This is a genomic window from Kitasatospora sp. NPDC101157 (genome assembly GCF_044768255.1).
GTDB lineage: Bacteria > Actinomycetota > Actinomycetes > Streptomycetales > Streptomycetaceae > Kitasatospora.
Genome location: NZ_JBIWPL010000030.1, coordinates 65329 through 79162 on the forward strand (window position 1 = coordinate 65329; position 13834 = coordinate 79162).

The following is a 13834-nucleotide window of genomic DNA, read 5'->3' on the forward strand; positions in this document are numbered from 1 at the left end:
GGCCGCAACGCTAGGCAGCCCGAAGCCAGGCGACAAGCGAATGTCCGGCATGGTATCCATGCGCAATGGACATGGCTTGGCTGGATGCCTTCCGCACCGTCGCCCACCTGGGCTCCTTCACCGCCGCCGGGGAGCGCCTGGGCTTCACCCAGTCCGCGGTCTCCCGCCAGATCGCCGCTCTGGAAGCGGAGTTGGGCGTCCCGCTGTTCGACCGCCTGGCCCGCGGCGTCCGGCTGACCGAGCACGGGCGCACCCTGCTCCCGCACGCCGAGGCCCTGCTGGAGCGCCTGGACACCACCCGGCGCGACCTGGTCGCCCTCACCGAACTGGGCGCCGGGCGCCTGCGGGTGGGCGCCTTCGACAGTGCCAACGCCGAACTCGTCCCCAGCGCCCTGGCCGCCTTCCGTGCCGCCCATCCGCAGGTGGAGATCGCCCTGACCGAAGGGCTCACCGCCCACCTGCTGGAGCGGCTCGCCGACGCGGCGATCGACCTCGCCGTCGTCGCCTCCTACCGCGAGATCGCCGAAGACGCCTACGACACCGAGCAGTTCGACGTGCGTCCGCTCCTCAAGGACCCGGTCCTGGTCGCCCTGCCCCCCGCGCACCGCCTCGCCTCCCGGCGCCGCCTGCGGCTGGCCGAACTCGCCGGTGAACCCTGGATCGCGGCCAGCCGCCACCCCGAGTCCACCCTGCTGGCGGCCTGCCTGCGCAGCGGCTTCCAGCCCCGCGTCGAGTACGCCGTCGGCGCCTGGAGCGCCAAACTCGGCCTGGTCGCCGCCGGACTGGGCCCCACCCTCATCCCCTCCCTCGCCGCCCGCGCCGCCCGCCCCGACATCACCCTGGTCCCCCTGCACCCGGACGACACCCCCGTGCGCCACGTGTCCACCGCCACCCGCCGCGGACGGCGGCTCGCCCCCGCCGTGGCGGCCTTCACGGGGTTCCTGCGGGCGGCGGCGGCAAACCAGCCCGCCCGGCCGCCCCGGACCCGGCCGCCCCCCACTCCACGATCGCGCCCGCCCACCCCCACCCCGCGCCGGTGCCCTTCCCGGACCCGGCCCTGCACGCGCCGAGGACGAACCCGCCCCGCCCCGCCCCGGGCCGGGGCCCGCGCTCCTACGGCCGGTGCCGCCGCGGCCCGGCCCGCACCCGCCTGCGAACGGCCCCGGCCACCGCCCACCCCGACAGCGCCCGGATCCACCCCGACAGCGCCCGGATCCACCGACAGCGCCCGGATCCACCCCGACAACGGCCGGATCCACCGACAGCGCCCGGATCCACCCCGGCAACGGCCGGGCGCCCCGGGATGCGGCTCCCACACGAGCGGGACCACACGTCCCTCGCCGGCACGACGACCTGCCCGTACGCCCCCGGGCCCGCCCCGGCACGCCACCGAGCCCGGCCTGCCGCAGCCCAGGCCCACGCCCCCCGGTGCCCGGGTGGTGGCCCGGGCCGGGCACCACCGCAGCGGCTCGACGCCCCCCGCGACGAACCGCGACCGCCCGCCGCCCGCCGTAAACCCTTTGACGGCAGGGGGAGGTGGTGGGCGAGCATGCCCAGCATGACCGAGCGACCCCAGCGATGGACCCGGGCGAGCGTCTACCCCGACATGTGGGCCGACCCCGACCAGGACCCGCGCAACAGCGAAGGCCCCGCCCCGGACGGCGAACTCGCCACCCTCGCCGACTTCCTGAACAACTACCGCCTCACCCTGCGGATGAAGTGCGAGGGCCTGGACGCCGAGCAGCTGGCCCGGCGCTCGGTGCCGCCCTCGACGATGTCGCTGCTCGGACTGGTGCGCCACCTCGCGGCGGTGGAGCGCGACTGGCGCAACTGGATCACCGACGGTGAGCCGCTGCCCAAGCTGTACGGCGCGCGGGACGCGGACTTCGACCAGGCGGTGGCCGACCCCGCCGCCGTCGAGGCCGCCTGGCGCGACCTGGAGCGCGAACAGGCCGCACTCGACGCCGAGTTGGCCGCCCACCCGGACCTGGGGGAGCGGCTGGGCAGGCAGGGCGTCGCGGTACGGGAGCTGCAGGTGCACCGCATCGAGGAGTACGCCCGCCACTGCGGCCACGCCGACCTGCTGCGCGAGTGCGTGGACGGCCGGGTGGGCCAGTAGTGACGGATGCCGGCACCGCCCTGCTGCGGCTGTGCGCGGTGCCGCTGCCGCGGCAGGAGACGGACGACCTGCCGGACGAGCTGTTCGAAGCGGTCGACGACCTCATCGACGCCCACGGCGCGCACGACATCGCCGACCTCGTCGCCCGCGCCGTGCACGCCGGGCAGGCCACGCTCGGGCAGGGCACCGTCTTCCTGAACGTCGCCGTGTGGTCCGGCACCGACAACGGCACGTCGATGCAACACACCCTGGACGACTGGGTGCGGCACTCGCACGACCCGGTGCGCCTGCACCTGGCCCTGCACCACGAGGCGTACCCGCTGCCCACGGCCGCGAAGATGCGGGTGGCGCTCACCGCGATCGGTGCGCGCCACCCGCGCCTGCGCGAGGCCTGCGAACGGCACCTCGCCCAACGCCCGCCCGACCCCGGCCAGGCCGCGCCGCCGGGCCGGCCGCCGCCCCACCGCAGCGCTGCGCCGACCGGCCCACGGCGCGGGGCCGTTGCGGACAGCGCCGAACACCGGCCGGGCGGCCCTCACCCCGGCCGCCCCTGAACTCCCCCCGCCCCAGCGGGGCCGGCCTGCCCGGCGATGCCGCGGCAGGCCTCCAGCAGCGGCGCCAGCCGGCGGGCCGGCGCGCTGGGACGCACCGCCAGACAGGTCTGCAGGGCCAGCGGCTTCGCGAACGGGCGGAACACCGTACGGCCGGCCGGCAGCACCGCGGCCTGCGAGGCGTAGAAGACCGTCCAGCTCGGCCGGCCCGTGCCGATCGCGGCCAGCGTGTCCTGATCGGTGGTGAACTCCGGCCCCAGCACCGGCTCGACGCCCGCCGCCCGGCACGCGCCGGTGACCAGGTCCACCAGGTGCGGGTTCGCCTCGCGCGCCGCGATCCGCAGCGGCAGCACGGCCAGGCGCGCCAGCTCCACCGGCCCGCCCGCCGCCAGCGGATGGCCCGCCGGCAGCGCCGCGACCAGCGCATCGCGCCACACCGGCAGCAGGTCCAGGCCCGGGCTGCGCTCCAGACCGCGCACGAAGGCCGCGTCCAACTCCCCGTCGCGCACCCGCTGCAGACGCACCGCCGCCGACTCGCTGCACAGCTCCACCGTCAGCCCCGGAGCCCGTTCGGCCAAGGCCGCCAGCAGGCCCTCCAGCCGCGCGCCCAGCCCGATGTTGGTGCCGATGCGCAGCACCCGCTCCCGGTCGTCACGCTGCTCGGCCATCGCCTCCACCGCCGCCCGCTCGGCCGCCAGCACCGCCCGGGCGAGCGGCACGAACGCGCTGCCCGCCGCCGTCAGCGCCACACTGCGGGTGCTGCGGTCGAACAGCTCCACGCCCAGTTCGCGCTCCAGGCGCCGCACCTGCTGACTGACGGTCGGCTGGACGATGCGCAGCTTCTCGGCCGCCCGCCCGAAGTGCAACTCCTCGGCCACCGCCAGGAAGTACCGGACCTGCCGCAGCTCCACACCCGCCCCCAGACTGATCACGATCCCTGATGAGTGTACGAGCCGGATGCGCCTTGGACGCCCGGTGCCCACGCGGTGGACTGGACCCCGCCAGCAGGACCGCAGGACCCGCCAACGAACCAGGGAGCAGCGCCGTGCCGTACGTCGACGTCCAGGGAACCCGACTCTTCTACCGCGACCTGGGCACCGGCCGGCCGCTGGTGCTCGTCCACGGCTGGGCCACCAGCGGCCGGGTCTGGCAGGCCCAGTTCGCCGACCTCGCCGCCGACCACCGGCTGATCGCCGTGGACTGCCGCGGCTGCGGCCGCTCCGGACGCCCTAAGGACGGCCACACCCTGGCCGGCAACGTCGCCGACCTGCTGTGCCTGATCGACGCCCTCGACCTGCGGGCGCCCGTCCTCGTCGGCAGCTCCATCGGCGCCACCTACGCCCTGGCGGCCGCCGCGGCCGCACCCGAACTGGTCGGCGGCGTCGTCTCCGTCGACGGCTCCGGCCACTGGCCCGGCACCGGCATGGCCGCCGAACTGCGCGAACTGAGCGCCAACCTCGCCGCCGACCGCACCGCCTTCGTCCACGAGTGGGTGCCCACCTGGTACGGCAGCACCGCCGGCCCCGAACTGCACGCCGCCACCATCGCGCAGATCCTCCACTCCAGCCCGGCCGTCGACAGCATCTTCACCCACGCCGCCCTCTACGACCCGCGCCCCCTGCTGCCCGGCCTGGACCTGCCCCTGGCCTTCCTCCACGGCGAGCAGGAGACCCAGATCCCCCTGGCCGTCTCCCGCACCCTCGCCGGCCTCGCCCCGCACGCCAGCCTGCACGTCGTCCCGGACAGCGGCCACATGCCCCACGAGGAACAGCCCGCCGCCTTCAACCGGCTGCTGCGCGCCGTGGTGCGGGAGATGGCCCGCGCGGGCGGGTGAGGGGATCAGGCGCCGGCGCGGCGGCGCGCGAACTCCTCGGGGGTGCGCACCCCCTCGTCCAGGACGGCGCGGTAGACCTCCCAACTGCGCACGGCACGCCCGGTCTCGGGGCTGTCGGCCACGGCGTGCTTGATCCGCAGGATCGCGGTGCGGGCCTGCGCGGTCAGCCGCGGGGGCAGCTCGCGCAGGTGGGCGAGGTCGGGCTGGCGGGCGGGGTCGTCGACGAACCACAGGTCCAGGGTCCACTCCCGGGGGCCTTCGGGGCAGTGCCCGCGGGCTCCCGCGGCCCGGGCGCGGTAGGACAGGCCCAGGTAGAGGCCGTCCGGGTAGGCGCCGGGGTCCTCGTTCCAGGCGCCGGTGTCGTTGCGCCAGCGCACCTGCCGCACCCGCTCGTGCAGGGCCAGGCCGGCGCCCAGCGCGGCCACCCGCTCGCGGGCGGCCCGGTCCAGGCGCGGGCACACCACGGTGACGTCCAGGTCCCGGCGCACCATCAGCCCCAGCGCCGAACTGCCCACCCGCACCGGCGTGCCGAGGGCGCCGAGCCGCTCGTCCAGGTCCAGGTCCGCGTGGACCGCGTCGGCCTCGGCCTGCAGGGCGCCCTGGCGGCGCAGCAGCTCGTCGTCGGTCGTCATCGGGCCAGTGTGCCAGGGCGGGGAGGCGCTCGACGGGCCGCAGGGCGGCGGGTGTGCAACGGTGGGACATCAGGGGTTCCCGGCTGTGAGAGGAGTCGCCATGTCGTCCAAGCGCCGCCGCAAGAAGAAGGCCCGGGCCAGGCGCGGGGCCAACCACGGCCGCCGCCCCCAGTGCTGAGCGGCTGACCCCCCGGGCCCGGGCAGGCGTAGCGTCGACAGTGGTCGCGGGCGGGTCCCCTCCTCGTGCTGGAGTGCCGACATGCCGGGTACCGAGACACCACCCCCCGCCCCGCCACCCGGCCCGCCCCCGGGCCCCCCTTCCGGCCCGCCCCCGGGCCCGCCTTCCGGCCCGCCCCCGGGCCCCCCTTCCGGCCCCCCGCCCGGCCCGGGCCCGGGCCCGCCGCCCGAGGCGTCCGTACTGACCGGGCACACCGCCCCGGTGACCTGCCTGGCCCTCTCCCGCGACGGCCGCCTGGCCCTGTCCGGCAGCCAGGACCGCACCCTCAGGCTCTGGGACCTTCAAACCGGCGCGCACGTGCGGCACTGGACCGCCCACGAGGACGGCGTGCAGTGCGCGGCCCTGTCCCCGGACGGCCGATCCGCGCTCTCCGGCGGCGTCTGGGGCCCGGCCGTCCTGTGGGACACCGCCACCGGCACCCAGCTGCGCCGCTTCGACGGGCAGCAGCAGGGCTGCCTGGCCGCGGTGTTCTCCCCCGAGGGCAGCCTGGTCGCCACCGGCTGCGGCGACCACACCGTGCGCTGCTGGGACCCGGCCACCGGCCGGGAACTGCGGCGCCTGCCCGGACACACCGCGGACGTCACCGCCGTCGCCTTCTCCCCGGACCGGCGCCAACTGCTCTCCGGCTCGGCCCAGTACGACGTCGGCGCCGACCAGGTGCGGCTGTGGGACCTGGAGAGCGGCCGGGAACTGCGCCGCTTCGGCGAGGAACTGTTCGCGGTCACCGCCGTCGCATTCGCCGTACGCGGCGCCCTCCTCGTCGCCACCACCATGGACGGCCTGCTGCACGTGTGGGACCCGGTCACCGGCGCCCAGACCGGCCGCTTCGACATCGGAACGGGCAACCTGCTGTGCCTGGCAGTGGCCCCGCACGGGCGGCGGCTGCTGACCGGCAGCGGCACCGACCACTACGACGCCGACCTGCTCGCCACCCTCGGCACCGACAACCGCATCCGGCTGGTCGACCCGGGCGACGGCCGCGAACTGGCCCGCTACGAGGGCCACACCGGCAACGTCAACGCCGTGGCCTTCACCCCGGACGGCCGGCGCGCGCTCTCGGCGAGCGCGGACCGCACCCTGCGGCTGTGGCAGCTGTAGCCGGCCGCCCCCGTCACCCCCCGTCACCGGTGACCAACGGTCACGGACCACCCCCCGTCACCGGTTGCCCTCGGTCACCAGACGGTGGAATCGTGGCAGGAGAAGGTCGGACGGAACCGAAGATGCCTGAACGGGCACAGGGACAGCACCACACCTCGACCGTGGGCAGCCCAGCCCTGCGGGCCCCGGCCGGGCCCGGCGGGCGAGGTGTCGGGGCCCTGTGCGCGCTTCTCGGCCTCCTGCCGGTCACCCCCGTCCTGGCCTGGGCGTTCACCCTGGCACCCTTCGCCCTCTGCTTCTGGGCCGTCACCGTGCCCGCCCTCGCGCTGCTCGCCGCCCTCGGCCTGTGGAGCGCCCGCCGCCCGCGCCTGGGCCGGCTCCACCGCGCCCTCGTGGCCGGGACGCTCGGCGGCCTGATCGGCACCCTGGGCTACGACCTGTTCCGGGTGCCGTTCACGCTGGCGGGCCTGCGCCTGTTCGCCCCGATCGACACCTACGGCGTGCTCGCCCTGGCAGCGCACTCCTCCAGCCCGCGCACCGGGCTGCTCGGCTGGGCGTTCCACTTCTCCAACGGCATCGGCTTCGGGATCAGCTACGCCGTCATCGCCTCCGGCCGGCGCTGGCAGTGGGGCCTGGCCTGGGGCCTGATGATCGAGACCCTCGTGGTGGCCTCACCCGTCGCCGGCGTCTACGCGCTGCGCGGCGCGGGCCTGATCACCATCGCCTACGCCGGGCACCTGGCCTACGGGGCGCCGCTGGGCCTGCTGGTCGCCGACCCCGCGCGCACCGTGAGCCGGCTGCGCGAGATCGGCCCGCGCCCCACCGCCTGCGCCCTGCTGGCCGTCCTGCTGGTCCTGGTGCTCTGGCAGCGGCCCTTCACCACCCCGGCGCTCCTGCGGGCCGGGGAACGGGTCGCCCCCGGCCCCAGCGCCCTGGTACTGGACGGACGCTTCCACCCGCAGTACCTGCGGGTACCCGCGCACGGCTGCGTGAGCCTGTACAACGGCGACCCCGTGCCGTACACCCTGCCCGCCGCCGTCGCCTCCCCCCGGCTGGACCCCGGGCGCACCACCACGGCCTGCTTCGCCTCCGCGGACAACGCCGTGCTGCGGGTGCGCACCTCCCAGCGGCCCTACGCGGGCGGCTTCGTGATCGTGGATCGGACGGCACGCTGAGATGACCACCACAACGGCCCCGCAGACCGTACCGGGCGTCGGCGACGTCGTGCGGCAACTGCCCGGCTGGCTGCGCGAACACCTCTGGTCCGCCGTCACCGCGGCGGTGGTCGCCGGAGTGAGCGGCTACGCCCTGAACGTCTTCCTGATCGCCGTGCGCTACGGCGGCTGGCGCAAGGTGCCGCCCGGGGCACCGGCCACCACCCACGGCAACTTCTTCCAGGGCGCCCTGTTCTGGGGGCTGCTGACCACCGTGCTGTTCGGCGTGTTCGGCTACTGGCACGCCGTGGGCACCACCCGCTTCCTGGCCGACCTGCGCGCGCTGCCGCACACCCTGGCCGCCCTGGTGCGCGGCGACCGCGCGGCCGGCGTCCACCTGCTGTGGGGCGCGGCCATCGCACTGCTGGCCGCCCAGATCGTCCCGCCCGCCGCCGGGGCGGTGCTCGCCCTGGGCGTGCTCGCCGGGGCACCGACCGTGCTCGGCAGCATCGTGTCGACGTCCCTGCGCCGGATCTGGTCCGCGCTGGTCAAGCAGATCGCCCCCACCCGCCACCACCGCGTCACCGGCATCACCGGCATGACGGTGGGCCTGCTCGGCTCCGCGCTCTCGCTGATCGTCGCCACGTTCGTCACCGACGGCCTCGTCAAGTGGTGCCTGGCCGGCGCCCTCGCCCTGGCCGCCGTCCTGCTCTCCGCCACCGGCGCCCGCCCGCCCGCCACCGCCTGCGTGGTGCTGCTCGTCGGCGCCGTGCTGGCGCTGCACGGCTTCACCGACGCCGTGACGGCCCACGCCGACGACGGCGGCACGCTCGAATGCACCGGCCAGGCCTGGCTGAGCTGCGGCGGCAGCACCACCGTGCTGCGCTACTCCACGGCCGCGGCGGCCGCGGCCGGCGCCGGCGGGATCCTGGGCGCCTTCCTGGGCAACCTCGCCGGCACCCTCGCGGGCCCGCCGGGCACCACCGGCCCGTACGGCGGCGCACCGAACGACGGCGCACCGGAGGGCGGCGGCGAACCGCCCTGGCAGCCGCAGCCCGCCATGGCGCCCGGGGACCGGCAGGCGATCAACAACTGGATCCAGGGCCTGCTGGACGACCCGGCCTTCCAGCGCTGGCGCGCCACCCACCCCGGCTCCACCGGCCCGCCCACCGACGCCGAGTTCAACCAGTACCTCAACTGGCGCCGCGCCCAGGGAATCGCCGACCCGGCCCTGACCCTGCCCGGCACCGGGGCCGGCCTGCCCGCCGACGCCGCGGCGCTGCCGGCACTGCCGCCACCGGACGAACCGGCACCCCTGCTGCCGGACCTGCCGCCCGGCCCCGGCCCCCTGGACGAAGGGCCCGCCGGGGACACCCGGGCCGCACCCGACCAGCCCCCCGACCAGCCCCCCGACCAGCCCCCCGACCAGCCCCCCGCCGCGCCGCCCCCGCCCGCCGCGCCGCTGCCCGCCCCCGACCCCGCCCAGGCGATCCGCGACCGGCTCGCCGCGCTCGACGGCGCCAACATGTACGACCCCTCGTACTGGCAGCAGCTGCAGACCCTCGAACAGGGCATCGACCCCGCTCAGGGCCCCACCCCCGGCCAGCTGCAGACCCTGCGCAGCCTGGAGGCGATGGTCCCCGCCGCCGACGCCGCCGGCAACGCCCAGCGGGAGGCGGTCCGCCAGTCCGGCATGGACGCGCTCCAGGCCGCCGACGCCAAGCGCGACCGGGACTACACCGACTACCTGCACCAGCTCGACGGCATCGAGGCCCACGAGAACTACCTCAGCAACCTGATCGACCACCTCCCGCCCGGCCAGTTCGAAACGGCCAACCGGGTGCTGCAGCAGATCGAGAACGGCGCCCCGGGCGCCGACACCGCGGGCGCGCTGCGGCAGATGACCACCGCCCTGTTCACCCAGGCCCAGGGCCGCAACGACGCCGAGGCCGCCGCCGCCGAACTGGAATCGATCGCGGCCCAGGAACACGAGGCCGCCGCCGTCGGCTGGCAGCACGTGGCCATCGCCGGGGAGATGCTGCTGGCCCCCTTCGCGGTACCGCTGACCGCCGCCGGCGCCGCCCAGCTCGGCGCGTTCACGGTCGCACGCAACGCCGTCCAGGGCTTCGGCGTCGGCTACGAGGAGGGCGGACTCGGCAAGGCCCTGCTCGGCACGGCCAACGCGGTACTGCCGATCAACACCCTCCAGGCCGCCTACCAGGCCACCGTCGGCCAGGTCACCGACCCCAACAGCCCCGCCCCCCAGGCCGGCCGGCTCTCCATCGCACTGGCCATGGTCCAGGACCTCGGCAACGCCGTCGGACTGCACTCCCTGGGCCTGAACAACATCGGCCCCGCGGCGAACGAGGCGCTCAAGGAGACCACCGCGCTCAGCACCCTGCACGGCGGCCAGCCGCCGCCCGGCCCCGTCCCCACCGCCACCGCCGCCGGCGACGCCGCCTTCCGCGCCGAACAGGCCGCCGGACACCAGGCCGCGCAGGAGTTCCAGCAGATGGCCGCCGACCTGAACGCCCTCAAGGCCCAGGGCGCGAGCGCGGAGGAGATCGCCGCCGCCCAGCAGGCACTGCGGCAGAAGGTCATCGACATCAACTCCACCTACCAGGCCAAGGCCACCCTGAAGACCGTCCCCAAGGAGATCCAGGGCGAGTACGCCAAGATCCTCAACCCCGTCCTGACGAAGGCCCAGGAGGACACCGTCGCCGCCCTCAACGCCCAGGGCTGGACCAGGGGCGGACGGCCGCTGACCACCGGCGACCTGATCGACCTGCGCAACGCCAAGAGCATGGGAACCGTCGGCATGGACCGCGACCTGGCCCTCAACCAGATGGCCTACCGCCAGACCGTCGCCGACCTGGAGAAGGTCTCACCCACCTCCCTGCGGGCCGACGACCTGCTGGAGGAGCTCAAACAGTTCCACGGCACCTCCCAACTGGAGCACAACGGCGTGCCGGTGAGCTCCTCCACGGCCAACGACCCGTTCCAGGCGGCGTACAACAAGGCCTACGCCGAGGCCACCGGCGGCAAGGACGCCGGCAAGGCGCTGCAGGCCGTGACCCAGAGCAAGCACCCCGAGGCCTACCAGGATCTGCCGGTACTCAAGAACGACGCCCTCGGCTACCCGCCCGACCCCAAGTGGGCCGCCCAGACCGGCTCGGTGACCACCTACAAGTCCTACATGAACCCCCTGGAACTCAGCCCGGGCAGCGCCCTGCAGGAGACCGCCCGGGGCGTGGCCAAGGACATCTCCACCAAACTCGAACCGCTCATGTACTACAAGGGCGCGGACCCCGCCGCCTACCAGCGGGTCCTGGACATGAAGGGCTTCCTGGGCGACTGCGGCAAGGGCATCTACACCCCGACGCAGATGGAACAGCTCTCCCAGCAGAAGTTCGGCACCTCGATCAACGGCCTGGCCCAGCAGGTCGACTCGAACCTGACGGCCGTCATCCAGCAGACCGGCCCGATGGCCCCGGCGTTCCGCGCCCTGCCCGGCCCGGGCCCGGGCGACCTCGGCGGCCACGTCGCGCAGGCGGCCGCCGGGCAGGCCGGGAACATCGCCAAGGGCGTCGCCACGGGCCAGGCGCCCCGGGACGAACCGGCGGGAGGAAGGTGAGCCATGGACACCGAAGCCACCGGCGCCGCCACCGGCGCCACCGGCGCCACTGATGCCACTGATGCCACCGGCGCCACCGACGTCACCGATGCCACCGAGCTGCGCGACCTCCCCACGCCGGGCGGCCTGGCCCGCACCATCCGCCTCGGCCGGGCCGAATTCGCCCCGCTGGCACGCCACCTCGACCTTCCCGAACCCGGCGTGCTGTCACCGCTGACCGACCTCGGCGCCCCGGCCCCGGCTGCGACCGGACCGGTCCGCGAAACCGCCGAACTGCTCCGGGAGTTCACCGGCCTGCCCACCGCCGTGGTGCGCACCGCGCTGCTCCCGCTCGCCGTCCCCGACCGGGTGGTGGACGCCCGCAGCGCCCTGTTCAACAGCGCCCCCACCCAGTGCCGGCTGTACGCCTCCCGCCGCTGCGAGGACGTCTTCGTCGGCCTGCGGCCCGGGCCGGACGGCGGGTACGAGCTGATGGCGCCGTTCGCACCGCAGGACCTCGCCTGGTGGGTACAGCTCCAGGTGCAGTTCTCCAGCGGCCAGCCGATGCCGCTGCCCCAGGAGGAACTGACCGCCGAACAACTGGCCTTCCTGCTGGTGCTGGTGGACGCCTACAAGACCGTCTTCTTCCGCTCCTTCGCCGGGCGGCGCTCGCAGCCGCGGCCCGTCACCCTCTGCGCCACGGACGTCCTGGAAGCCCAGCAGGACGCCCTGCGGGTCGCCGACCGGCGCTGGATCAGCCACGCCGTCGCCGAGCTGTTCGCCTCCCAGCTGCACCCCGGCGCACGCTCCGGCACGACCCTGCCGCCGGTCACCGCCGCCGTCGCCGAACGGGAGCTGCGCCGCTACGAGCAGGCCGGATACCTCGAACGGGCCGGGGCCGGCGATCCGCCGGCGTACGAGCCCGGGATCACCCTGGCGACCTTCGCGGGCACCCTGTTCACCTGGATCAGCCTGCTCGCCCTGCACGACGTCCAGGTGGTCGGCCACCGGGAGGGCCGGCCCCTCGCGCAGGAGGACATGGTCCTGTTCGCGGTGACCGAGCCGACCGTCTGGGCCCTGGTCAGCCAGGGCCTGACCCGGGCCCGCGAGGACTGGTCGGGCGTGCGCTTCGGGCTGCGGGCGCTCGGCGTCGTGCAGGCGTGCAACCTGGCCGCCGAATTCCTGCGGCCGATCCCGGACGTGGACCTGCCCGAGGCGCTCTACCGCCCGCAGCGCCGGCCGCAGCCGCAGCCGGGGCCTGAAACGGTGGTGGTGACGGCGCCGGGGAGCGAAGCGCTCAGCCGCCCGCCCGCGCCGCCCGTGCCGCCCGCCACCGCGCCCGCCGGGCCCGTCTTCCGGCCCACCCACCGCGTCCCCTCCGGCGGCATGTCCGCCTGGACCGCCCCCGACCCGGCACTGCCGGCCGCCACCAGGATCGACGCGAGGGTGGAGCTGGAGGTGCTGGAGCGGGCCGGGGACTGGGCGCACATCGTCTGCTCCAACGGCTGGTCGGCCTGGGTGGACGGGCGGCGGATCGAGGAACTCGGGCGGGCGGAGGCGCGCTAACGGATCGTCAGGGTGTTCAGCGCGGTGGTGAGGACCGGCTGGTAGGAGGCCCAGTCGGCGTCCGGGGTGGAGAGGTAGACGGTGTACTCGTTGCCGTTCGGGGCGAGGAAGGACTGCGCGCCCACGTGGGAGGAGCCGAAGGTGAACTCCCAGTAGGCGCCCGGGTTCCCCTGGAAGGTGTTGGTGCGCAGGTCGATCCGGCTGTAGCCGCCCTGCTGGGTGAGCGACTGCTCGATCTGGCGGAAGCCGTCGACGGGGGCCTGGCCGGAGGGGTTGGCGATCACGGTGAACCGCAGCACGTGGCCGCCGTTGTCGGGTGAGTAGTCGCCGGCGCCCATGCCGTTGTCGGTGCGCGTCCAGCCGATGGGCAGCGCGAAACTGAAGCCCGCCGGATCGTCGGTCCGCACATAGCCGGAGGGCACGGCAGGGGCGGGGGTCTGCGGGGCGGTGGGCGTCTGGGGAGCCGGTGTTGCGGGCGCCGGTGTTGCGGGCGCCGGTGTTGCGGGCGCCGGGGTTGCGGGCGCCGGTGTTGCGGGCGCCGGTGTTGCGGGCGCCGGGGTTGCGGGCGCCGGGGTTTCAGGCGCCGGTGTTGCGGGCGCCGGGGTTGCGGGTGTGGGGGTTTGGGGGCCGGGCGTTCCCGGTGTCGCGGGTGCGGTGGCCGACGGCGGGGTGACCGGGGCCGTGACGGCCGTGTGGTGGTGCGCGCCGCGGCCGGCCAGCAGGAAGACCAGCCCGCCGATCAGCGCCAGCGCGATCACCACCGCCGTGATCACCACCCCGGGCCGGTGCGCCGCCGCGGTCCGCCCGCCCACGGGCGCCGCTGCCGGGGGCGGTGCGCTGGTCGGGGGCGGTGCGCTGGTCGGGGGCGGCGCGGTGGCGGTGGCTGTGGGGGGCTCCCGGGCCGGCAGCGCCGCGGCCGTCGCCGGGCCGACCGTGAAGCCCGCCGCGACCCGGCCCAGCATGTGCCCGGTCCACTCCGCGCCCGGCCGCTGCGCCGGGTCCGCGCGCAGCAGCGAGGCGATGACCGGT

General features: G+C 75.7%; 10 protein-coding genes. 8 read left to right on the top strand and 2 right to left on the bottom strand.

The genetic code is table 11. From position 1 onward, the window contains the following. Positions 1-65: 65 nt before the first annotated feature. Genes ACIRVF_RS36990 through ACIRVF_RS37000 form a run of 3 tightly spaced genes read left to right on the top strand, consistent with a single transcriptional unit; the run spans position 66 to position 2673 of the window. Complete coding sequence (locus ACIRVF_RS36990) at positions 66-1562, top strand: LysR family transcriptional regulator (protein WP_402828228.1); 1497 nt, start codon at positions 66-68, stop codon at positions 1560-1562. After that, positions 1559-2119: a DinB family protein gene (locus ACIRVF_RS36995; protein ID WP_402828231.1), complete on the top strand. Its 561-nt coding sequence runs from the start codon at positions 1559-1561 to the stop codon at positions 2117-2119. Before ACIRVF_RS36990 ends, ACIRVF_RS36995 begins: the two co-directional genes overlap by 4 nt. After that, positions 2119-2673 carry a hypothetical protein gene (locus ACIRVF_RS37000; protein WP_402828234.1) on the top strand — a complete coding sequence of 185 codons (555 nt, stop codon included), beginning with the start codon at positions 2119-2121 and terminating at the stop codon, positions 2671-2673. Before ACIRVF_RS36995 ends, ACIRVF_RS37000 begins: the two co-directional genes overlap by 1 nt. On the opposite strand, the gene ACIRVF_RS37005 is transcribed toward ACIRVF_RS37000, so the two are convergent. Then, on the bottom strand, positions 2655-3581 hold the full coding sequence (locus tag ACIRVF_RS37005; protein ID WP_402828338.1) for a LysR family transcriptional regulator: 927 nt from the start codon (positions 3579-3581) through the stop codon (positions 2655-2657). The two genes, ACIRVF_RS37000 and ACIRVF_RS37005, sit on opposite strands and share 19 nt — an antisense overlap. A 134-nt stretch (positions 3582-3715) precedes the next feature. Here ACIRVF_RS37005 and ACIRVF_RS37010 point away from each other — a divergent pair, with 134 nt between their 5' ends. Then, entirely contained in the window at positions 3716-4504 is a 789-nt protein-coding gene (locus ACIRVF_RS37010; RefSeq protein WP_402828237.1) for an alpha/beta fold hydrolase, read from the top strand. A 5-nt stretch (positions 4505-4509) separates the two neighbouring features. Here ACIRVF_RS37010 and ACIRVF_RS37015 read toward each other — a convergent pair whose 3' ends face one another. Beyond that, positions 4510-5136: a hypothetical protein gene (locus tag ACIRVF_RS37015; protein WP_402828240.1), complete on the bottom strand. Its 627-nt coding sequence runs from the start codon at positions 5134-5136 to the stop codon at positions 4510-4512. A 259-nt stretch (positions 5137-5395) separates the two neighbouring features. Here ACIRVF_RS37015 and ACIRVF_RS37020 point away from each other — a divergent pair, with 259 nt between their 5' ends. From ACIRVF_RS37020 to ACIRVF_RS37035, 4 genes are all read left to right on the top strand, one after another. Next, positions 5396-6472 (top strand): WD40 repeat domain-containing protein, encoded by a 1077-nt coding sequence (locus ACIRVF_RS37020; RefSeq protein WP_402828243.1) that lies wholly within the window; start codon positions 5396-5398, stop codon positions 6470-6472. A gap of 122 nt (positions 6473-6594) precedes the next feature. After that, entirely contained in the window at positions 6595-7647 is a 1053-nt protein-coding gene (locus ACIRVF_RS37025; protein WP_402828246.1) for a hypothetical protein, read from the top strand. Position 7648: 1 nt separating this feature from the next. Then, positions 7649-11260: a hypothetical protein gene (locus tag ACIRVF_RS37030; protein WP_402828249.1), complete on the top strand. Its 3612-nt coding sequence runs from the start codon at positions 7649-7651 to the stop codon at positions 11258-11260. A gap of 3 nt (positions 11261-11263) precedes the next feature. Beyond that, positions 11264-12805, top strand: coding sequence for a hypothetical protein (locus ACIRVF_RS37035; protein ID WP_402828252.1), 1542 nt, complete (start codon positions 11264-11266; stop codon positions 12803-12805). Positions 12806-13834 lie beyond the last annotated feature (1029 nt).

Excerpts from the sequence above, each read along its gene's own strand:
- ACIRVF_RS36990 (WP_402828228.1), top strand. The coding sequence starts at position 66 with ATGGACATGGCTTGGCTGGATGCCTTCCGCACCGTCGCCCACCTGGGC.
- ACIRVF_RS36995 (WP_402828231.1), top strand. The coding sequence starts at position 1,559 with ATGACCGAGCGACCCCAGCGATGGACCCGGGCGAGCGTCTACCCCGAC.
- ACIRVF_RS37015 (WP_402828240.1), bottom strand. The coding sequence starts at position 5,136 with ATGACGACCGACGACGAGCTGCTGCGCCGCCAGGGCGCCCTGCAGGCC.
- ACIRVF_RS37020 (WP_402828243.1), top strand. The coding sequence starts at position 5,396 with ATGCCGGGTACCGAGACACCACCCCCCGCCCCGCCACCCGGCCCGCCC.
- ACIRVF_RS37025 (WP_402828246.1), top strand. The coding sequence starts at position 6,595 with ATGCCTGAACGGGCACAGGGACAGCACCACACCTCGACCGTGGGCAGC.
- ACIRVF_RS37030 (WP_402828249.1), top strand. The coding sequence starts at position 7,649 with ATGACCACCACAACGGCCCCGCAGACCGTACCGGGCGTCGGCGACGTC.
- ACIRVF_RS37035 (WP_402828252.1), top strand. The coding sequence starts at position 11,264 with ATGGACACCGAAGCCACCGGCGCCGCCACCGGCGCCACCGGCGCCACT.